21 protein-coding genes are annotated in these 18,566 nt (G+C 68.4%); 13 read left to right on the forward strand and 8 right to left on the reverse strand.

Going from position 1 to position 18,566, the window contains the following annotated elements:
- Window positions 1-9 precede the first annotated feature (9 nt).
- Window positions 10-132: a cytochrome bd-I oxidase subunit CydX gene (gene cydX, locus ACSQ9A_RS10675; protein ID WP_086924947.1), complete on the forward strand. Its 123-nt coding sequence runs from the start codon at window positions 10-12 to the stop codon at window positions 130-132.
- 71 nt (window positions 133-203) lie between these two features.
- Here cydX and ACSQ9A_RS10680 read toward each other — a convergent pair whose 3' ends face one another.
- Both ACSQ9A_RS10680 and ACSQ9A_RS10685 read right to left on the reverse strand, forming a co-directional pair.
- Entirely contained in the window at window positions 204-776 is a 573-nt protein-coding gene (locus ACSQ9A_RS10680; protein ID WP_436303623.1) for a GbsR/MarR family transcriptional regulator, read from the reverse strand.
- Window positions 777-833: 57 nt separating this feature from the next.
- Complete coding sequence (locus tag ACSQ9A_RS10685) at window positions 834-1,256, reverse strand: cupin domain-containing protein (protein WP_093109424.1); 423 nt, start codon at window positions 1,254-1,256, stop codon at window positions 834-836.
- A 99-nt stretch (window positions 1,257-1,355) separates the two neighbouring features.
- On the opposite strand from ACSQ9A_RS10685, the gene ACSQ9A_RS10690 reads away from it, so the two are divergent.
- From ACSQ9A_RS10690 to ACSQ9A_RS10735, 10 genes are all read left to right on the forward strand, one after another.
- A complete protein-coding gene (locus tag ACSQ9A_RS10690) occupies window positions 1,356-1,805 on the forward strand; it encodes an ArsR/SmtB family transcription factor (protein WP_436306282.1) in 450 nt (149 codons plus the stop codon).
- The gene (locus ACSQ9A_RS10695) at window positions 1,694-2,161 is read left to right on the forward strand and encodes an SRPBCC family protein (RefSeq protein ID WP_436303624.1); all 468 of its coding nucleotides are present in this window, start codon (window positions 1,694-1,696) and stop codon (window positions 2,159-2,161) included. The genes ACSQ9A_RS10690 and ACSQ9A_RS10695 overlap by 112 nt, the downstream gene beginning before the upstream one ends.
- Window positions 2,161-3,423 (forward strand): RNA polymerase sigma factor, encoded by a 1,263-nt coding sequence (locus ACSQ9A_RS10700; RefSeq protein WP_436303625.1) that lies wholly within the window; start codon window positions 2,161-2,163, stop codon window positions 3,421-3,423. Before ACSQ9A_RS10695 ends, ACSQ9A_RS10700 begins: the two co-directional genes overlap by 1 nt.
- Before the next feature lie 89 nt (window positions 3,424-3,512).
- Window positions 3,513-3,875, forward strand: coding sequence for a YciI family protein (locus ACSQ9A_RS10705; protein ID WP_436303627.1), 363 nt, complete (start codon window positions 3,513-3,515; stop codon window positions 3,873-3,875).
- Window positions 3,872-4,231 carry a YciI family protein gene (locus tag ACSQ9A_RS10710; protein WP_093109419.1) on the forward strand — a complete coding sequence of 120 codons (360 nt, stop codon included), beginning with the start codon at window positions 3,872-3,874 and terminating at the stop codon, window positions 4,229-4,231. The genes ACSQ9A_RS10705 and ACSQ9A_RS10710 overlap by 4 nt, the downstream gene beginning before the upstream one ends.
- Window positions 4,232-4,286: 55 nt before the next feature.
- Window positions 4,287-5,849: an MFS transporter gene (locus ACSQ9A_RS10715; protein WP_436303628.1), complete on the forward strand. Its 1,563-nt coding sequence runs from the start codon at window positions 4,287-4,289 to the stop codon at window positions 5,847-5,849.
- Between the two features lie 8 nt (window positions 5,850-5,857).
- Window positions 5,858-6,985: a chorismate synthase gene (aroC, locus tag ACSQ9A_RS10720; protein ID WP_436303629.1), complete on the forward strand. Its 1,128-nt coding sequence runs from the start codon at window positions 5,858-5,860 to the stop codon at window positions 6,983-6,985.
- Window positions 6,985-8,169, forward strand: a complete 1,185-nt coding sequence (locus ACSQ9A_RS10725; protein ID WP_436303630.1) for an MFS transporter — start codon at window positions 6,985-6,987, stop codon at window positions 8,167-8,169. The genes aroC and ACSQ9A_RS10725 overlap by 1 nt, the downstream gene beginning before the upstream one ends.
- 52 nt (window positions 8,170-8,221) lie before the next feature.
- Window positions 8,222-8,545, forward strand: a complete 324-nt coding sequence (locus ACSQ9A_RS10730; RefSeq protein WP_436303631.1) for an AbrB/MazE/SpoVT family DNA-binding domain-containing protein — start codon at window positions 8,222-8,224, stop codon at window positions 8,543-8,545.
- 4 nt (window positions 8,546-8,549) lie between these two features.
- Window positions 8,550-8,972, forward strand: a complete 423-nt coding sequence (locus ACSQ9A_RS10735) for a putative toxin-antitoxin system toxin component, PIN family (protein WP_436303632.1) — start codon at window positions 8,550-8,552, stop codon at window positions 8,970-8,972.
- A 5-nt stretch (window positions 8,973-8,977) separates the two neighbouring features.
- Here the strand turns inward: ACSQ9A_RS10735 and ACSQ9A_RS10740 are convergent, their stop codons facing one another.
- The 5 genes from ACSQ9A_RS10740 to ACSQ9A_RS10760 form a co-directional block, all read right to left on the reverse strand.
- On the reverse strand, window positions 8,978-9,904 hold the full coding sequence (locus ACSQ9A_RS10740; RefSeq protein WP_436303633.1) for a carbohydrate kinase family protein: 927 nt from the start codon (window positions 9,902-9,904) through the stop codon (window positions 8,978-8,980).
- Between the two features lie 139 nt (window positions 9,905-10,043).
- On the reverse strand, window positions 10,044-10,982 hold the full coding sequence (locus ACSQ9A_RS10745; RefSeq protein WP_436303634.1) for an ABC transporter substrate-binding protein: 939 nt from the start codon (window positions 10,980-10,982) through the stop codon (window positions 10,044-10,046).
- Between the two features lie 40 nt (window positions 10,983-11,022).
- Window positions 11,023-12,036 carry an ABC transporter permease subunit gene (locus ACSQ9A_RS10750; RefSeq protein ID WP_436295199.1) on the reverse strand — a complete coding sequence of 338 codons (1,014 nt, stop codon included), beginning with the start codon at window positions 12,034-12,036 and terminating at the stop codon, window positions 11,023-11,025.
- Window positions 12,037-12,064: 28 nt separating this feature from the next.
- Entirely contained in the window at window positions 12,065-13,612 is a 1,548-nt protein-coding gene (locus ACSQ9A_RS10755) for a sugar ABC transporter ATP-binding protein (protein ID WP_436295198.1), read from the reverse strand.
- On the reverse strand, window positions 13,605-14,849 hold the full coding sequence (locus ACSQ9A_RS10760; RefSeq protein WP_093109410.1) for an ROK family protein: 1,245 nt from the start codon (window positions 14,847-14,849) through the stop codon (window positions 13,605-13,607). The genes ACSQ9A_RS10755 and ACSQ9A_RS10760 overlap by 8 nt, the downstream gene beginning before the upstream one ends.
- Window positions 14,850-15,178: 329 nt before the next feature.
- On the opposite strand from ACSQ9A_RS10760, the gene ACSQ9A_RS10765 reads away from it, so the two are divergent.
- Window positions 15,179-16,588, forward strand: coding sequence for an MFS transporter (locus tag ACSQ9A_RS10765; RefSeq protein ID WP_093109409.1), 1,410 nt, complete (start codon window positions 15,179-15,181; stop codon window positions 16,586-16,588).
- A gap of 107 nt (window positions 16,589-16,695) precedes the next feature.
- Here ACSQ9A_RS10765 and ACSQ9A_RS10770 read toward each other — a convergent pair whose 3' ends face one another.
- Window positions 16,696-17,481 carry an IclR family transcriptional regulator domain-containing protein gene (locus ACSQ9A_RS10770; RefSeq protein ID WP_093109408.1) on the reverse strand — a complete coding sequence of 262 codons (786 nt, stop codon included), beginning with the start codon at window positions 17,479-17,481 and terminating at the stop codon, window positions 16,696-16,698.
- Between the two features lie 160 nt (window positions 17,482-17,641).
- On the opposite strand from ACSQ9A_RS10770, the gene ACSQ9A_RS10775 reads away from it, so the two are divergent.
- Window positions 17,642-18,565 carry a shikimate dehydrogenase family protein gene (locus tag ACSQ9A_RS10775; protein WP_436303636.1) on the forward strand — a complete coding sequence of 308 codons (924 nt, stop codon included), beginning with the start codon at window positions 17,642-17,644 and terminating at the stop codon, window positions 18,563-18,565.
- Window position 18,566: the final 1 nt, after the last annotated feature.

Raw genomic sequence — 18,566 nt, forward strand, 5'->3', positions numbered from 1 at the left:
AATCGAACCATGTGGTACTTCGCCTGGCTGCTGGGCCTCCCTCTCGCCGCGACCTTCGCGGTGCTCAATGCGATGTGGTACGAGCTGATGGACGACGAGGCGATCCGGCGCGACAAGCTCGAGAAGCCCTAGCTTGCTGACTGGCTCGCCCGTTTGGGCGCACGCCCGGCCGCAAGCCATTGTTCGACGAGCCGGCCTGAACCCTAGGCCCCCGCCTTCTTGCCCTTTGCCCCGGTGATGCGGTCCTTGAGCGTGAGCACCTTGCTCACCGTCGCGCCCATGCCCATCAGCTGCATTGCGGTCTCGGGCGCCAGGCGCTGCACATCGTCGAACCATTTCATGAGCCGGTCGATCAGGTCGTGCATCTCGCGCATGCGCTGCTGGGCGTGGCGCTCCTCGTCGCTCGTGGGTTCTTCGAGCAGTGCCATGCGCAGCATCGAGAGCGTCGGCTCGACCTCGCGGCGGCGCCGTTCCTCGGCCAGCACGCGGAAGATCTCCCAGACGTCGGCCGGCGCCTCGAAGTACTCGCGACGGTCGCCCGGCTGGTGGCGCAGCTGCACCAGCCGCCAGGCCTGCAGCTCCTTCAGGCCCATGCTCACGTTCGAACGCGAGAACTCCAGCATCTCGGCGATCTCGTCCGCGTTGAGCGCGCGCTGCGAGATGAAGATCAGCGCATAGATCTGGCCGACGGTGCGGTTGATGCCCCACTTGCTGCCCATCTCTCCGAAGTGGGCGACGAACTGGCGGTTGAGCGGGGGCAGGGGGTGAGAAGGCATCGGCGCATTTTCGCGCCGAATTGCTGTAGCTTCAAGAAAGACTGAAAACTCGTGCCGCTACTTCCATGGCGTCGGCGCGGGAACCTCGCAGGCCGGCTCGACATCGATGCTCTTGAAATCGGCCGGCGAGACGATCTCGAGGTACTCCATGTCGGGCGAGTAGTCGAAGAGGTAGTGCCGGATGCCGGGGCGCTGGTGCACCACGTCGCCGGCCTCGACCAGCGTCTCCTGGTCTTCGTACATGAACCTGGCCCAGCCCTTCACCATGATGACGATCTGGAACTCCGCCTCGTGCCGGTGCCAGCCGGTGCCCGCTTCCGGTGCCATGTTGGCCTTGACGAGGTGCGCAATGACCTTGCCGTGCGTGGCCTCGGCGATGCCCAGGTCGCGGTACAGGAAGAAGTCGCGCAATCCGCCCGAGACGTACTCGGTGTCGCCGGGCTTCACGTGGGAGAACTTCGTGTCGGTGCGGTCCAGCATGGGAACTCCTTGTGGCGGTGGGATGCTGCGTCGCAATATGCATAAAGCGTTCCCGCGTCGGGCTTGACAGCGGTGCCGCTCGCTTCGAAACTCAACCACATGGTTCACTCTGATGCAGACACCCTCGATGCCGTCTTCGCGGCGCTGTCCGATTCGACGCGCCGCGCGGTGCTCGAAACGCTGGGGGAGGGCGGCGGCCTCACCGTCACGGAACTCGCGCAGCCGCACGGCATGTCGCTCACCGGCTTCATGAAGCATCTGCGCGTGCTCGAGAACGCAGGGCTCGTCTCCCGCACGAAGGAGGGCCGCATCGTGCGCTGCGAGCTCTCGCCTCAGCCCATGCAGGAGGCCGCCGTGTGGTTGTCCCGCTATGAAAAATTCTGGGCCGAGCGCCTCGACGCCCTGGCCCGCTTCCTGTACCACCAAGAGGAGACCGCATGGCGAGCCCTGCCACCCGAGACGAAGAACGCCCCTCGCTCACCCTCCGCCGGCACTACGAAGTCGCGCCCGACAAAGTCTGGCGGGCGTGGACCGACCCGCAAGCGCTAAAGCTGTGGTTCGGCCCGGCCGAGATCGTCTCGGTGCCGGTCTCCGAGATCGACCTGCGCGTGGGCGGCCGCTTCCGCGTGGTGATGCTGGAAGCGAACGGCGAGCGGCACGAGGTCGGCGGCGTCTACCGCGAGATCGTTCCGAATCGCAAGCTGGTCTTCAGCTGGGCCTGGCACAGCACGCCCGAGCGCGAGTCGCGCGTGACGGTGCTGATCGAGCCCTCGGGCCGCGGCGCCGATCTCGAATTGCGCCACGACCAGTTCTTCGACGAGGCCGCGCGCGAAGGCCACGAACACGGCTGGACCGGCTCGCTGGTGAAGCTGGAGGCCTTGCTCGGCAGCGCGGAAGCGCCCTGATGGCGACAGCGCCGGCCGCAGTGCGCGAGGCGGTGGATGCGGTCTACCGCAGCGAGTCCCGCCGCATCTTCGCGACGCTGGTGCGCCTCCTGGGCGACTTCGACCTGGCCGAGGAGGCGCTGCACGACGGCTTTCGCGCGGCGCTCGAGCAATGGCCTGCGAGCGGCATCCCGGCCAGCCCGCGCGCCTGGCTGGTGTCGGCCGGGCGCTTCAAGGCCATCGACGGCCTCCGCCGCCGCGCACGCTTCGATGCCTGGGACGACGCAGGCGATGCGGCCGAGGCCATCGCCGACCCTGCGCTGGCCTGGGATGAGCGCGACGCCGATGCCGAGACGCTGGAGGACGACCGCCTGCGCCTCGTCTTCACCTGCTGCCACCCGGCGCTGGCGCCCGACGCGCAGGTCGCGCTGACGCTGCGCGAGGTCTGCGGCCTCGCGACCGAAGACATCGCCAATGCCTTCCTGGTGCCCGCGCCGACGATTGCGCAACGCATCGTGCGCGCGAAGGCCAGGATCCGCGAGGCCCGCATCCCCTACCAGGTGCCGCCCGTGGCCGAGCTGGCCGAACGGCTCGATGCCGTGCTGCGCGTGGTCTACCTGGTGTTCAACGAGGGCTATGCGGCCTCGTCCGGCGAGACGCTGACGCGTCCCGACCTGTCGGCCGAGGCGATCCGGCTCGGCCGGCTGCTGGTCAACCTGCTGCCAGAGCCCGAGGCCGTGGGCCTCTTGGCGCTGATGCTGCTGCACGAGTCGCGGCGTGCCGCACGAACCTCGGCATCGGGCGAGATGGTGCTGCTCGACGAGCAGGATCGCAGCCTGTGGAATCGGGCATCGATCGAGGAGGGCGCTGCCCTCGCGATGCGCGCGCTCTCGTCGCGCCGCTTCGGGCCCTACACGCTGCAGGCCGCCATCGCGGCGGTGCATGCCGAAGCCGCGGATGCGCAATCCACCGACTGGGCCCAGATCGCCGGGCTCTACGAGGTGCTGCTGCGCGCCGAGCCTTCGCCGGTGGTGGCGCTCAACCGCGCGGTCGCGATCGCGATGCGCGACGGGCCGGCGGCCGGCTTGGCGCTCATCGATGAAATCCTCGTGCGCGGCGAGCTCGCGGACTACCACCTGGCCCACGCGGCGCGCGCCGATCTGTGCCGGCGGCTCGGCCGCACGGCGGAAGCGAAGGCATCGTACGAGCGTGCGCTGGCGCTCGCGCGGCAGGCCCCCGAGCGGCAGTTTCTCGAGCGGCGGCTGGCTGAGCTTGCATCCTGAAACAAATTCGAGCGGGCGCGAATGTCGATCGGCGGCCTTTGCGTTCGACCAGTGGGTGTCAGTCACCCAATCCTTTTCTGGAGATGCACATGAAATACCTCTGCATGGTCTATTTCGACCCCAAGCTGCTCGCGACGATGACGCCGAGCGAGCGCGCCACGCTGGACGCCGATTCGATGGACTACGACAAGGAGCTCGATGCGCGCGGCCAACTGGTCGTCGCGGAAGCCCTGCAGTCGGTGAAGACGGCCAAGGTCGTGCAGGTGCGCAAGGGCACGATGTCGCGGACCGACGGCCCCTTCGCCGAAACCAAGGAGCAGCTCGGCGGCTTCATCCTGATCGACGTCCAGGACCTCAACGCCGCGATCCAGGTGGCCGCCAGGATCCCGCTCGCGAAGTACGGCAGCATCGAGGTGCGCCCCATCGCGAAGGTCGAGAGGATTGCGTCATGAGATACCTCTGCATGATCTTCGCCACCGACGAGCAGATGAGCGTGCTCTCGCCCGGCGAGATGCGCGACTTCGTCAACGCGCACCTGGACTACGACGACCAGTTGCGCGCGAGCGGGCATTTCGTCGAATCGGAAGGCCTGGAGGCGGCCCGCACTGCCGCCGTCGTGCGCGTGCGCAACGGCAAGCTGTCGGTGACCGACGGCCCCTTCGTCGAAACCAACGAACAGCTCGGCGGCTTCTACCTGGTCGAGGCCGCGAGCGACGAAGAGGCGGTGCGCATCGCCGCCGGCATTCCGTCCTCGCGCGTGGGCAGCATCGAGGTGCGCCCCGTGGTGGTCTGGGAGCACACGCCATGAGCCGCCGGGCCGTTCCCAAGGCGAATACCGCAGCGCGCAGCGCGGAGGTGATTCAATGAACGCCCCGGCCGCCGGCGCCAGGGCCAGCGCGCGCGAATGGATCGGCCTGGCCGTCATCGCGCTGCCCTGCATGATCTATTCGATGGACCTCACGGTCCTCAACCTGGCGGTGCCGCACCTGAGCGCCGCGCTGCATCCCAGCAGCGCCCAGATGCTGTGGATCGTCGACATTTATGGCTTCATGCTCGCGGGTTCGCTGATCACCATGGGCACGCTGGGCGACCGCATCGGCCGGCGCCGGCTGCTGCTGATCGGCGCGGCCTGCTTCGGCATCGCCTCGGTGCTGGCCGCCTTCTCGAGCAGCGCCGCGATGCTGATCGCCACGCGCGCGCTGCTTGGCATCGCAGGCGCAACGCTCGCGCCCTCGACGCTCTCGCTGATCCGCAACATGTTCCTCGACGCCCACGAGCGCAGCGTGGCCATCGGCATCTGGGTGGCGAGCTTCTCGGTCGGCGGCACCATCGGCCCGCTGATCGGCGGGGCGCTGCTCGAGCACTTCTGGTGGGGCTCGGTGTTCCTGATCGGCGTGCCGGTCATGGTGCTGCTGCTCGCGCTCGGGCCCTGGTTGCTGCCCGAGTACCGCGACACGCAGGCCGGGCGGCTCGACCTGCTGAGTGCGGCGCAGTCGCTGTTGTCCGTGCTCGCCGTCATCTATGGCCTCAAGCGCATCGCCGAAGCAGGCATGGGCGTGCTGCCGCTGGCGGCCATTGTGGTGGGCGTGGCGATCGGCATCGCCTTCATCCGCCGGCAGGGGCGGCTGGCCGATCCGCTGATCGAGCTGCGGCTGTTCCGCGTGCCGGCCTTCAACGCCGCGCTCGCGATCAACACGCTGGCTTTCTTCATCGCCTTCGGCGGGTTCCTCTTCATCGCGCAGTACCTGCAGCTCGTGCTCGGCCTGTCGGCCTTGCAGGCGGGCCTGTGGAGCGTGCCTTCGGGCGTGGCCTTTGCGCTTGGCTCCACGATCGCGCCGCGGCTGGTACGGCTGGTGCGTCCCGGCTTCGTGGTGGCCGGCGGCCTGCTCGTGGCCGCGGCCGGCTTCGCCTTGCTGAGCACGGTGGACCGCATCGACGGCCTGGTCAGGCTGGTCGTCGCCTACGGGGTTCTGTCGCTGGGGCTTTCGTTCGCCTTCACGCTGGCGGTCGATTTGATGGTCGGCACGGCGCCGCCCGAGCGTGCCGGTGCGGCATCGGCGATCTCGGAAACGAGCTCGGAGTTCGGCGGCGCGCTGGGCATTGCGGTGCTCGGCAGCGTGATCGTCGCCATCTACCGCCACGCCATGGGCGAGGCCCGGATCGACGGCGTACCAAAGGCCGCGCTCGAAGCCGCACGCGCCAATCTGGGTGTTGCTGCGGACACCGCGGCCGCGCTCCCGGGGCCTGCAGGCGCGGCCCTGTTCGATGCCGGGCGCGAGGCGTTCGCGCAGGCCTTCGAGACGACGGCCACCATCAGCGCAGCGGTGGCGCTGGCGGCCGCGGTGCTGGCCGCCATCATGCTGCGGCGTGTGGGATCGCCACCGGGCCAGCCGTCCGGCAATGTCGAAGTGACTTTGTTGGGATAATCCGCCGCATGAGCGGCAATACCTTCGGCACCCTTTTCGCGGTCACCAACTTCGGCGAGTCCCATGGTCCCGCGATCGGGTGCGTCATCGACGGCTGCCCGCCCGGCATGGCGCTCAGCGAGGCCGACATCCAGGGCGACCTCGACCGCCGCCGCCCCGGCACCAGCCGCCACGTGACCCAGCGCAACGAACCCGATGCGGTGCGGATCCTCTCCGGCGTGTACGAGGGCAAGACCACCGGCACGCCGATCGCGCTGCTGATCCAGAACACCGACCAGCGCAGCAAGGACTACGGCCAGATCGCGCAGCAGTTCCGCCCCGGCCATGCCGACTTCGCCTACTGGAAGAAATACGGCATCCGCGATCCGCGCGGCGGTGGCCGCTCCTCGGCACGGCTCACGGCGCCGATGGTCGCGGCCGGCGCGGTGGCCAAGAAGTGGCTCAACGAGAAGTACGGCACGGTGTTCCGCGGCTGCATGGCGCAGATCGGCGACATCGCGATCCCCTTCGAGAGCTGGGAGCACGTGCCGAACAATCCCTTCTTCGCGCCCATTGCCGACGTTTCCAAGCTCGAGGCCTACATGGACGCTTTGCGCAAGGCCGGCGACTCCTGCGGCGCGCGCATTCGCGTGACCGCATCGAAGGTGCCGGTAGGCCTCGGCGAGCCGCTGTTCGACAAGATGGATGCCGACATCGCCTGGGCCATGATGGGCATCAACGCCGTCAAGGGCGTGGAGATCGGCGCCGGCTTCGCGAGCGTCACGCAGCGCGGCACCGTGCACGGCGACTCGATCACGCCCGAGGGCTTCGAGAGCAACAACGCGGGCGGCACGCTCGGCGGCATCACCACCGGGCAGGATCTTGAGGTCAGCATCGCGATCAAGCCGACCAGCTCGATCATCAGCCCACGCCGGTCGGTCGATGTCAACAACCAGCCGGTCGAGGTTGTCACCAAGGGCCGGCACGACCCCTGCGTCGGCATCCGCGCGACGCCGATCGCCGAGGCGATGCTGGCGCTGGTCGTGATGGAGCATGCGCTTCGCAACCGCGCGCAATGCGGCGACGTGCAGGGAGAGCAGGAACAGGGGCAAGCCGACGCCGACGCGCGGCCGTCGCCACAGGCGTCTTTCCTCTAGTGCCGGCCCCGGCCCCGGCCCCTGCTGCGGGCGGCCGCGGCCACCTGCTGGCCTTCGCGGCACTCTCGGCCAGCTACTTCGCGCACATCGGCTTCTTCAATCCCTACCTGCCGCTGTGGCTGAAGGATCTGGGGCTGCCGATCTTCACCATCAGCCTCTTGACCTCGGTGCAGTCGATCACGCGGGTCTTCGCGCCTTATGCATGGGGCGCGCTGAGCGACCACACGGGGCATCGCGTGCTGCTGCTGCGCATCAGCGCGGCCGTGGCGCTGGTGTCCTCGTTCGGGCTGTGGTGGCACGGCGGCGCCTGGTGGCTGGGCCTGGTGCTGCTGGTGATGTTCACGCACACCAGTTCGATGATGTCGCTCACCGAAGCGGCCATGGCGCACCTGGTGGCCGGCGACTGGGGGCGCTACGGCCGCATCCGGCTCTGGGGCTCGGCGGGATTCCTGGTCACGGTCTTCTTTGCCGGCGAATGGTTCGAGCATTTCGGCATGGGGCACTTTCCAGCCTGGGCGGGCGGCACGCTCGCCATCGTGCTGATCGCGACCTTGCGCCTGCCCGACGTGCGCGAACCGGCGGCGGCCCACTCGATGGTGAAGGATCCGGTCGGGCCGGTGCTGCGCATTCCGGCGGTGCGCTGGTTCTTCATGTCGCTGTTCTTCCACGTGATGGCGCACTTCGCGGTCTACGGCTTTCTCTCGCTGTACCTCGATTCGCTCGGCTACGGCAAGGGGACCATCGGCTTGCTGTGGGCGCTGTCGGTGGTGGCCGAGATCGCCTGGTTCTACCTGCAGGGCCGGCTGCTGGGCTTGTTCGCGATGCCGCGCTGGCTCCTGATCTGCGGCGTCGCCGCCGTGCTGCGCATGGGGATCACCGCGGGATGCGGCCCCTGGGTCTGGGCGCTGGTGGCGGCGCAGGCCCTGCATGCGCTCTCGTTCGCAGCGCATCACACGGCCTGCATCGCGATGGTGTCGCGCCATTTCCCGGGGCGGCTGCGCGGACGCGGGCAGGCGCTCTTCACCGTGATCGGCTATGGCTTCGGCGGCGTGTTCGGCGTGCTGGCCGGTGGCGCGATCGCGCAGCAATTCGGCTATGTCGCGATGTTCGGCGTGGCGACCCTGCTTGCCGTGGTGGGCAGCATTTGCGCGTGGCGGGCGCAGCGGCTGGAAGCGGGCGGTTGACCTCCCGGCGACAGCTGGCTAAAGTAAGGATTCCTTACTTTAGGAATATTCCATGCTTGCCAAGATGACCTCCAAGAACCAGCTCACGCTGCCGCGCAGCGTGACGGACCAGGTCGGCGCCACGGAGTACTTCGACGTCGCGGTGCACGACGGCCAGATCGTGCTGACGCCGGTGCGCATCCAGCGCGGCGATGCGGTGCGCGCCAAGCTCGCGGCGCTGGGTCTGACCGATGCGGATGTTCGCAATGCCGTCGATTGGGCACGGCAGGGGGCCGAACCGGCTGCGCTGATGGCTGCCGAGCCGCCGCCTGCCTATCGCGTCAAGCGTGCGCGCTCGGCTGGCAGCGCTCCCACCAAGACCGGGCGCAAGGCCTGAGCGCGTGGCCGCCCGGCGGGTGGTGTTCGACACCAATGTGGTTCTTTCGGCCTTGCTGTTCGGCGGACCGGCGACACGGCGGCTGCGCGAGCTGTGGCAGCAGGGCGCGTGCACGCCGCTGGTCAGCACGGCGACCGCAGGCGAACTGGTGCGCGTGCTGGGCTATCCGAAGTTCAGGCTTTCACCACAGGAGCGCGAGGAGCTGTTGGCCGACTATCTTCCCTTTGCGCAGGTCGTGACGCTGCCCGATCCGCCGCCCGTCGTACCAGCGTGCCGTGACCCCTTCGACGTGCCCTTCCTGCAACTCGCGGTCACGGGCAAGGCGACGCTGGTGACGGGCGACCGCGATCTCCTGGTGCTGTCAGGGGCAACCAAGTTCCCCATCCTCGCCATCGAGCCGTTCATCGAGGGATTCGCTTCCCTCTGAAGGCCTCAGTTCAGCTTGTCGCGCCGCGGCATGTCGGCGCCGCGCCGCGAACAGGTGATCGCGGCGGCCCGGGCGGCAAAGCGCAGCAGATCGACGAGCGATGCATGGCCGAGCGCCGACAGCGCCTCGGGTGTGAGTGCATCGTGCTCGTCCAGCCAGGTCAGGAGGGCCGCCTGGAAGGTATCGCCCGCGCCCACCGTGTCCACCACCTCGGTCTCCGGCGCCGGCACGTCGGCCTGCGCCGCCCCGGTCCACGCGCTCGCCCCATGGCGGCCGCGCGTCACCGCGACCAGGTTCACGCCCCGCTCGAGCCAGCGTGCCGCCACGTGCTCCGGCTTTTCGGCCGGATAGAGCAGGCCCAGGTCTTCGTCGCTGACCTTGACCAAGTGCGCGATCGACACCATCTGCTCGACCACCGCGCGCCAGTGCGCGAGGTCGGGCTCGACGTTGAGGCGCACGTTGGGGTCGTAGGCGATCAGGCGCCGTTCGCGCTCGCGCGCCGCCAGGGCGCGCAGCGCGCTTCCGACCGGCTCCACCGCGAGCGCGTAGGAGCCGAACTGCAGCACGCGCGCCGCTGTAGGCAGCGCCGGCAGCGTGTCGTGCGTGATCTGCCGGTCCGCCGCGCCCGTGCCGTGGAAGGCGTAGCGCGGCACGCCTACAGCGTCGACGCTGATCACACTGAGCGTGCTCGGTGCGTCGCTGCGCAGCACCAGCGAGGTGTCGACGCCTTCGGCGCGCAGCGAGGCCAGCAGGCGCTCGCCGCAGGCATCGGTCGACAGTCCCGCCAGGAAGGCCACCGGCCGTTCTAGCCGGGCCAGCCCCTGCGCCACGTTGAGCGGCGAGCCGCCGATGCGCGCATCGAGCGTCATGCCGGTGGCCGTCCATTCGCCCGTGTAGACATCCATCAGGGCTTCGCCGCAGACGACAAACATCTCATCCTCCAGAAAGTGCCAGGTTAGATAGCGACAAACATTCGTGAAACACCGCGGAACCGGCTTTGCCGGGCCGCTGGTGTTGCCCCCGGAAGGGGGTTGGCGGACCACACGAAGTGGGGGAGCCTGGGGGAGAGCTTTATCTCGGCGCCTGCCAGCCCTTGTAGTCCTTGACGTTCGTGCGCGTGATCAAGGTCGAGGGCAGCAGTGTCATCGGATTGGCGGGCTTCTTGCCGTTCATGATGTCCTGCCCGATCTCGACCGCCTTCTGCGCAATCATGTACGGGTCCTGGCTGGCCGAGGCCTGTACCTGCGTGTCGCTCTTGAGCGCCGTCTCGATGTCGGGCGCGCCGTCGACCGAGGTGATGACGATGTTCTTGCGGTTGAGCTGCCTGGCCGCGAGATCGGTGCCGATGGCCTGCGGATCGTTGATCGCGAACACGGCGTCGATCTTCGGGAAGCGCGTCAGGTGGTTCTGCATCACGTTGAGGCCGCCTTCGCGCGAGCCCTTGGCGTCCTGGTCGTCCGACAGGATCTTGATGTCGGGGCTCTTCTTCAGCACCGTCTTGCAGCCGTTGACGCGGTCGATCACGGCCGATACCTGCGGGCCGTTCTGGATGATCACATTGCCCTTGCCGCCGAGCTTCTCGACGATGTACTGGCAGGCGAGCTCGCCGGCCTGCACGTTGTTGGTCTGCACGGTCGCATCGGCGCCGTTGGCCGCCACGTCGACGCCCACCACGACGATGCCGGCCTTCTTCGCCTTCTGCAGCGCGGGCTCGATGGCCTTGGCGTCGACCGCGTTGACGAGGATCATGTCCGCGCCCGAGGCGATGAAGCCGTCGATCTGCGAGAACTGCTTGTTGAGGTCGTAGTCGGCCGACAGTGCATTGACCTTGGCATTCGGGCTGTACTGCTTGACCTTGGCTTCGGCGCCCTTGGCGAGCGAGACGAAGAAGGGGTTGCCGAGCGAGCCGAGCGTGATGCCGACGCTCTTGATCTGCTTGTTCTGGGCCTGCGCCGCCGGGGCAGCGAGGGCCGCGGCGATCACGGCGAGTGCGAACAATGACTTGCGCATGGAATAGTCTCCTGGTCGTGGTTGGGGAAATGAAAGGGGTTCAGGTACGAGCCGAGTCCTTGCGGCGGTAGCGGTCCAATGCGACGGCGCCGATGATCACCAGGCCCTTGACGATGTACTGCCAGATGTCCGAGACACCCATCAGGATCAGGCCGTTGGTCAGCACCGCGATGATCAGCGCGCCGATCAGCGTGCCGAGGATCGAGCCGGTGCCGCCGACGAAGCTGGTGCCGCCGAGGATCACCGCCGCGATGGCGTCGAGTTCGTACGAGGCGCCGAGCTGCAGGCCATTGGCCGCATAGAGCCGTGCCGAGGCCATGACCCCGCCCAGGCCCGAGAGCAGCCCCGAGGTGCAGTAGACGAACAGCAGCACCGCCCAGACCTTGATGCCCGCCAGGCGCGCGGCTTCGGGATTGCCGCCGACCGAGTAGATGTTCAGGCCCAGCACGGTGCGGCGCAGGATGAACCACGACAGCGCCACCACTGCGAAGGCGATGATCACCAGCCAGGGCACGCCCAGCACCTCGCCGTTGCCGATGAAGGCGAAGGGCAGCTGCGGGTTGAACACGGTGGTGTCGTTGCCGAGCAGCCGCGCGATGCCGCGCACCGCGGTCAGCGAGCCCAGCGTCACGATGAAGGGCGGCAGTTTGACGAAGGCGATCAGCACCCCGTTGATCAGGCCGAACAGCAGCCCGCAGGCCAGGCCGGCGGCAATGCCGAGCATGCCGAACTCCGGCACGTTCGACACCAGCATTGCCACCACTGCGGAGGCCGCGAGGATCGAGCCCACCGACAGATCGATGCCGCCGGTGAGGATCACGAAGGTCATGCCGGCGGCCAGCACGATATTGATCGAGGCCTGCTGCGTCATGATCGACAGGTTCTGCAGGCTGAAGAAGTTGTCGCTCGCGAAGCTGAAGCCGATGCACAGAAGCACCAGCACCGGCAGCATGCCGAGCGCACGCATGATTTCGCGGCCGGAAGCGCCGCTAAGCGCGCGGGGCAGGGCGGGGTTGGCCGGCGCCGGGAAGGCGGGGGAGGTCTGCTTGCTCATGGGGATGTCTCCTGTTGCGCCGTCTGTCTCAGTGCAGCACGGGCGCGTGGGTGGCGGCCGCGCCGGTGGCGAGCGCGACGATGTTTTCCTGGGTGATGGGCAGGCCGCTCGCGCCGCCCACCTCGCCGACGAGATGGCCTTCGCGCATCACGATCACGCGGTCGCAGATACCCACCACCTCGGCCAGTTCGCTCGAGATGACGAGCACCGCGACGCCGCGCCGCGCCAGCTCGTCGATCAGGCGGTAGATCTCGCTCTTGGCGCCGATGTCGACGCCGCGCGTCGGCTCGTCGAGGATCAGCACCTTCGGCGCGAGTTCGAGCAATCGGGCGAGCAGCACCTTCTGTTGGTTGCCGCCGGACAGCGAGCCGACGTTGACCCGCGCCGAGGGCACGCGGATCGACAGCTGCGCGATCGCGTCGCGCGCGCGCTGGGCGGCGCGCTTGCCGTCCATCACGCCGCCGGCGTTCGCGTCGCGCGGGCACACCATCACGTTGATGTTGTCGCGCACCGATTGGTCGAGAAACAGGCCCTGGCCCTTGCGGTCCTCGGTCAGGTAGAGGATGCCGGAGCGGATCGCGTCGATGGGCCTGGCGATCTTCAGCAGCGCGCCGCTGCCGTTGAGGGAGACTTCGCCGCCGGTGCTCGGATCGGCGCCGAAGATCAGGCGTGCCAGCTCGGTGCGGCCGGCGCCGACCAGGCCGGCCAGGCCGAGCACTTCTCCCGCATGCAGCTCGAAGCTGCAGTCGTGCACGCGCCGGCCGTCGCTGAGGCCGCGCACCGTGAGCGCCTTGTCGCCGGTGTGCTGGCCGTGGTGTTCCTTGCGGTAGAAGCCCGAGAGATCGCGGCCCACCATCATCTTCACCAGCTTGTCGCGCGAGAGCTCGGCGCGGGTCAGCGTGCCGACGTAGGCGCCGTCGCGCAGCACGGTGACCTCGTCGGCGAGCTCGTCGATCTCGTCCATGCGGTGGCTGATGTAGAGGATCGCCAGGCCTTCGTCGCGCAGGCGCTTGATCAGCGCGAACAGGCGGTCGGTCTCGTGGGTCGATAGCGGTGTGGTCGGTTCGTCCATCACCAGGATGCGGCAGTCGAAGTGCACCGCGCGCGCGATCTCGACCAGCTGCCGCTGCGCGATCGAGAGCGTCGCGACGCGGGTCGCCGGGCCGAAGTCGGCGCCCAGGCGCTGCAGCGTCGCCTCGCAAGCGCTGGCCATGCCGGCGCGGTCGACCAGGCCGCCGCGTCGCAGCGCCCGACCCATGTAGATATTCTCGGCCACGCTGAGGTTGGCCGCGAGGCTCAGTTCCTGGTAGATCACCGACACGCCGAGGTGCTTGGCCGCGAGCGGGCCGTCGATGTGGACCTGCTTGCCGTCGATCAGGATCTCGGCGCCGGGGTCGGGCATGTAGGCGCCCGACAGCACCTTCATCAGCGTCGACTTGCCGGCGCCGTTCTCGCCCATCAGCGCATGCACGTGGCCGGCGCTGGCGCGCAGCCGCACGTCCTGCAGCGCCTTGACGCCGGGGAAGGTCTTGGAAATCTTGCGCAGCTCCAGCAGCGCGGGGGGTGCTTCATGCATTCGCTGTCTCCGGGTGGCGGGGGCGTGAACGTCCGCGCAGCACGTCCGCGCGCGGCGAGAAGTTGAAGAACATTGGCAGGCTGGCCGCGCCGATCGCGCCGGCGTCGGCGCGGAAGCTGCCGCGCAGGATCCGCGGGGTCTGGCGCGCCTCGGGCGCGATCGCGCGCAGGCCTTCGTCGAGGCGCTTCATGAGCTCGTCGATCAGGCCGCTGTCGATGTCGCAGTCGATCACCACCACCGGCAGGTCCAGCACGGCCAGCGATGCGCGCGTCGAAGGCACCAGCGCATCGACGCAGTCGTCGAGCCATTCGCGCACCTCGGGCCGGCCGGACTTGACGCAGGCCTCGAGCTCGGCATGGCCGCGCACCGCGATGCCGTGGTGGCGCAGGTGGCGCGCCAGCGCGTTGAGCGAGGCGCGCGAGAGCAGGATGTCCCAGCGCCGGTCCGACACCGGGGCCGAGGCCAGGCGGCTGGGCGGCACCGGCATCAGGCCGAGGTCGGCCGCGTTGCCGGTGGGGCCGCGCAGGCTTTCGCCGCCGATCACCGCACCTGCGCCGAGTGCCGCGCCGATGAAGATGTAGAGGAAGTCGTTCTCCTCGCGGCCGATGCCGAAGAACAGCTCCGCGATCGCGGCCGCGTTGCCGTCGTTTTCCTTGAAGACGGGCTGGTCCACGGCGCGCGCGAGCATCGCGCCGAAGTCGACCTCGTCCCAGATGCGGAAGTCCGCCTTCAGGTCGAGTTCGCGCAGCCAGCTGCCGAGGTTGTAGGGCTGCGCCAGGCCGACGCCCATGAGCCGGCGGTGCTGCGCCGCGTCGAGCGTGGCCATCATGCGGCTCACGTCCTTGTGCACCAGCGCCAGCGCACGGTCGGGGTGGGGCAGCAGCAGGTCGTGCGCCGCACGGGCCAGGATCTTGCCGCCGAGGTCGATCATCACCGTCTCGATGCTGGTGCGGTCCAGCCGCACGCCGATGCCGTAGGCGCCTTCGGGATTGACGCGGTAGAGCCCGGCGGGCTGGCCGCGCTGGCCTTCCTGCCGGCGGCCCGCGGGTTCGATCAGCCGCGATTCCTCGAGCGACTGCACGATGCTGCCGACCGCCGTGTTCGTGAGCTGGGCCCAACGTGCCAGATCCGCCTTCGACGCCTCGCCGGCCCGGCGCAGCCGCTGCAGCAGGCTGCGCTCGTTGTAGAGGCGCAGGTTGACCGAGTTGGTGCCCCGACCGGGACCGGCTGTCGTCACTGGCTGTCTCCTGGCCCCGATGCCGAGGCGCAATTAATTAATTCAAGTTGAATAAATAGTAGAAGCAAGCGCCGGCGAGCCATCCAGGGTTAACCCGGAAAAATGCAAGAAAGTATGTGTTGGGGCCCGTTGCGCACGTCGTGAAGGGGTGCGAAAGCAAGACCGTATCGGTCAGGGCATCCTGTCCCGTGAACCCGGGGACAAACCCCGATTCCGCGCGAAAGTCGCACGAGATTGATCGATGATCGATCGAACCCCCTGTCCGCGACATTGCCGGCGCTCCGGGGGCGCACCTACAGTCGCCTCGCCCCATCCCAACGGAGACACACATGAGCAAACCCCAGGAGCACGAGCCGCAAGGCCGGCACCAGTCGAAGAAGGCCGCCGCCAGCGGCTGGATCGGCTCGGCCCTCGAGTACTACGACTTCTTCATTTACGCCACCGCAGCAGCGCTGATCTTTCCGCAGATCTTCTTTCCCAAGGGCGATCCGAATATCGCCATCGTCGCCTCGCTCGCGACCTATGGCGTCGGCTACGTGGCGCGGCCGATCGGCGCCTTCTTCCTGGGCCACTGGGGCGACACCCACGGCCGCAAGCAGGTGCTGATCCTGTGCATGTTCCTGATGGGCTTCTCGACCATCGCCGTCGGCCTCTTGCCCACCTACGACCAGGTCGGCCTGCTGGCGCCGGTGCTGCTCGTGATCTGCCGCCTGGTCCAGGGCTTCGCGGTGGCCGGGGAAATCTCGGGCGCCAGCTCGATGATCCTGGAGCACGCACCCTTCGGGCGCCGCGGCTTCTTCGCCAGCTTCACGCTGCAGGGCGTGCAGGCCGGCCAGATCCTGGCCGCGGCGGTGTTCCTGCCGCTCGCGCACTACATGCCGGAGGATGCCTTCAACAGCTGGGGCTGGCGCATTCCCTTCCTCTTGAGCTTCATCGTCATCGTCGCCGGCTACATCATCCGCCGCGAGGTCGACGAGACGCCCGCCTTCGCCGAGGAAGGCAGCAAGCAGCAGCGCCCGCGCTCGCCGATCGTCGACGCCTTCAAGTACAGCTGGAGGGACATGCTGCGCGTCGTGCTGATGGCGCTGATGAATGTGATCCCCGTGGTCGCCACCATCTTCGGCGCGGCCTATGCGGTGCAGTCCGCCTACGGCATCGGCTTCGCGAAGGACATCTACCTGTGGATTCCCGTGCTCGGCAACATCCTCGCGGTGCTGGTCATTCCATACGTCGGCAACCTCTCGGACCGCATCGGCCGCAAGCCGCCCATCGTCTTCGGCGCGCTGGCCTCGGGCCTCCTGGCCTTCGGCTACCTCTACGCGATCAGCATCAAGAACGTGCCGCTCGCGATCTGCATGTCGCTTTTGATGTGGGGCGTGGTCTACCAGGGCTACAACGCGGTGTTCCCGAGCTTCTACCCCGAGCTGTTCCCGACCCGCACCCGCGTCTCGGCGATGGCGATCTCGCAGAACATCGGCACCGCCGCCACCGCCATGCTGCCGGCGCTGTTCGCCACGGTGGCGCCTCCCGGCGCGGCCAACATCCCGCTGATCGTGGGCTCGCTGGCCTTCGGCATCACGGTCATCTCGGCACTCGCCGCGCTGAGCGCCCGCGAGACCTATCGCATCCACATGAACGACCTCGGCAATCCCGACGCGGCGCCCGTGCCGAAGCCGGAATACGAGCGCCTGCGCGAACAGACGCTGGCCGACGCGAGGATGGCGAAGGCCGCGGTCTGAAGGAAACCCCGTTCGCCCTGAGCTTGTCGAAGGGCTGCGCGTGGCTTCGACCCTTCGTCGAGCTCAGGGCAGGCCAGGCTCAGCCCGAACGGTAGTTGGCAGCGCGATCAGATCAGGTTGCGCATCGCCTGCGCCGTTTCGCGCAACACCGGGAGGACGCGGGCGACCGCGTCCTCGCTGCTTTCATGGCCCATGGGCATCGTGATGTTGAGCGCGCCCACCAGGTCGCCGTGCCGGTCGCGCAGCGGCACGGCGATGCCGCGCGAATTGAGGTCCAGCTGCTGCTCCGAGAGGGCCCACCCCTGCGCGCGGATGCGCGCGAGTTCGAGCTTCATGCGCTCCTTGCTCGCGATGGTGTGCGAGGTGAAGACGGTGAGCTCGTGCGTGGCCAGCCAGTGGCCGAGTTCCTCGTCGCCGCGCATCGCCAGCATCAGCATGCCCGAGGCCGTGACCTGCGCCGGCACCCGCGCGCCCAGTACGTAGCCGGTGCTCATGCTGCGGTTGGGGCCGTTGCGCGCGATGTAGACCACCTCGTCGCCGTCCATCACGCTCAGATACGCGATCTCGTGCGTGCCGGCGGCCACCCGCTGCAGAAAGGGCTGCACTATGCGCGGCAGGCGTGCCGATTCGAGGTAGGACTGGCCCAGGCGCAGCACCCGCGGCGTCAGCCAGAACAGCTTGCCGTCGCCCGCTACGTAGCCCATGTGCTGCAGCGTAAGCAGGTAGCGGCGCGCGGCGGTGCGCGTCATGCCGGTGCGCTGGCCGGCTTCGCTCGCCGTCATGCGCGGGTGGGCGTCGTCGAAGGCCTCGATGATGGACACGCCGCGCTCCAGGCCGGCGATCCAGTCGCGCTTGTCGAGTTCGGGTGGAGCGGGGCGAGTGTCGAGGTTCATTGAGGACAAACCCTGGAATCGTTCGATGATCGATCACTATAGAACGATCAACGCGCTATTCTCGCGCCACCGACTTGGATCGTGCAAGTGGGAACCCTACATTAGCGACCATTCCTGCCAAATTGCGCGATAGCCGAACAACTCCGAGCGAGACGCCATCATGTTCCCCTCCATTGCAGGCAGCACCGACCTTTACCTGCTCCCCGGCGATCCGGTGACCAACGTGCGCCTGCCGCGCATGTTCAACAGCGTCTTCGAGCGCTTCGGCATCGACGCGGTGATGGCGCCGGTGCAGGTGGCGACGCGCGACTTCGCCGTCTTCGTCAAGGCCGCCTTCCTCGCCAGGAACGTGCGCGGCATGGTGATCGCGCCGCCGCACAAGCCGCTGGTGGTGGACCTGCTCGACGGCGCCGGCCTGTTCGGCCGCGTCGCCGGCTCCGTCAACGTGGTGCGGCGCATCGCCAACGGCGAGCTCGAGGGCGATCTCTTCGACGGCGAGGGTCTCCTGGGCGCGCTGGACCACTACAACATCCCGTTCCGCGGCAAGCGCGTGCTGATCCTCGGTGCCGGCGTCAGCGCCGCGGCCATCGGCGTCGCGCTGGCCGAGGGCGGCACGGTCCACGGCGCCGAGCACATCGCCTTCCACGACACCTCGGCCGGCAAGGCAGCAGGGGTCGCGGCCAAGCTCGATGCCTTCTTCGACGCGACCACGGTCGCGGTCGACAGCAGCGATCCCGAAGGCTACGACCTGGTCATCAACGCCACGCCGATGGGCCTGAAGGAGGGCGACACCTTGCCGGTGGACGTGGAGCGCATGGACGCCCACGCGGCGCTGTTCGACATCCTGCTGCGCAACCAGCCCACGCCGCTGGTGCGCGCCGCCCGCGCGCGCGGGCTCAACGCGCAGGCCGGCTTCGAGATGCTGATCCAGCAGATGCCGTACTACCTCGACTTCTTCGGCCAGACGGCCGCGGCGCATGGTGTGCGCGACGACGCGCGTTTCCTGCGCGAGCTGATCTACCCAGCCGCAATGGCGGCCGAGATCGACGCCCCGCTGCGCTACCACTCCGACAGCGTGGCCTGAA

This window comes from Variovorax sp. LjRoot290 (assembly GCF_964253985.1).
Classification (GTDB): domain Bacteria; phylum Pseudomonadota; class Gammaproteobacteria; order Burkholderiales; family Burkholderiaceae_C; genus Variovorax.

Bases quoted from the DNA above. Each gene is read 5' to 3' on its own strand.
- ACSQ9A_RS10710 (WP_093109419.1), top strand. From the start codon at position 3,872: ATGAGATACCTCTGCATGATCTTCGCCACCGACGAGCAGATGAGCGTG.
- ACSQ9A_RS10700 (WP_436303625.1), top strand. From the start codon at position 2,161: ATGGCGACAGCGCCGGCCGCAGTGCGCGAGGCGGTGGATGCGGTCTAC.
- ACSQ9A_RS10730 (WP_436303631.1), top strand. From the start codon at position 8,222: ATGCTTGCCAAGATGACCTCCAAGAACCAGCTCACGCTGCCGCGCAGC.
- ACSQ9A_RS10685 (WP_093109424.1), bottom strand. From the start codon at position 1,256: ATGCTGGACCGCACCGACACGAAGTTCTCCCACGTGAAGCCCGGCGAC.
- ACSQ9A_RS10765 (WP_093109409.1), top strand. From the start codon at position 15,179: ATGAGCAAACCCCAGGAGCACGAGCCGCAAGGCCGGCACCAGTCGAAG.
- ACSQ9A_RS10775 (WP_436303636.1), top strand. From the start codon at position 17,642: ATGTTCCCCTCCATTGCAGGCAGCACCGACCTTTACCTGCTCCCCGGC.
- ACSQ9A_RS10705 (WP_436303627.1), top strand. From the start codon at position 3,513: ATGAAATACCTCTGCATGGTCTATTTCGACCCCAAGCTGCTCGCGACG.
- ACSQ9A_RS10715 (WP_436303628.1), top strand. From the start codon at position 4,287: ATGAACGCCCCGGCCGCCGGCGCCAGGGCCAGCGCGCGCGAATGGATC.
- ACSQ9A_RS10770 (WP_093109408.1), bottom strand. From the start codon at position 17,481: ATGAACCTCGACACTCGCCCCGCTCCACCCGAACTCGACAAGCGCGAC.
- ACSQ9A_RS10755 (WP_436295198.1), bottom strand. From the start codon at position 13,612: ATGCATGAAGCACCCCCCGCGCTGCTGGAGCTGCGCAAGATTTCCAAG.
- ACSQ9A_RS10745 (WP_436303634.1), bottom strand. From the start codon at position 10,982: ATGCGCAAGTCATTGTTCGCACTCGCCGTGATCGCCGCGGCCCTCGCT.
- cydX (WP_086924947.1), top strand. From the start codon at position 10: ATGTGGTACTTCGCCTGGCTGCTGGGCCTCCCTCTCGCCGCGACCTTC.
- aroC (WP_436303629.1), top strand. From the start codon at position 5,858: ATGAGCGGCAATACCTTCGGCACCCTTTTCGCGGTCACCAACTTCGGC.
- ACSQ9A_RS10680 (WP_436303623.1), bottom strand. From the start codon at position 776: ATGCCTTCTCACCCCCTGCCCCCGCTCAACCGCCAGTTCGTCGCCCAC.
- ACSQ9A_RS10690 (WP_436306282.1), top strand. From the start codon at position 1,356: ATGGTTCACTCTGATGCAGACACCCTCGATGCCGTCTTCGCGGCGCTG.
- ACSQ9A_RS10740 (WP_436303633.1), bottom strand. From the start codon at position 9,904: ATGTTTGTCGTCTGCGGCGAAGCCCTGATGGATGTCTACACGGGCGAA.
- ACSQ9A_RS10750 (WP_436295199.1), bottom strand. From the start codon at position 12,036: ATGAGCAAGCAGACCTCCCCCGCCTTCCCGGCGCCGGCCAACCCCGCC.
- ACSQ9A_RS10695 (WP_436303624.1), top strand. From the start codon at position 1,694: ATGGCGAGCCCTGCCACCCGAGACGAAGAACGCCCCTCGCTCACCCTC.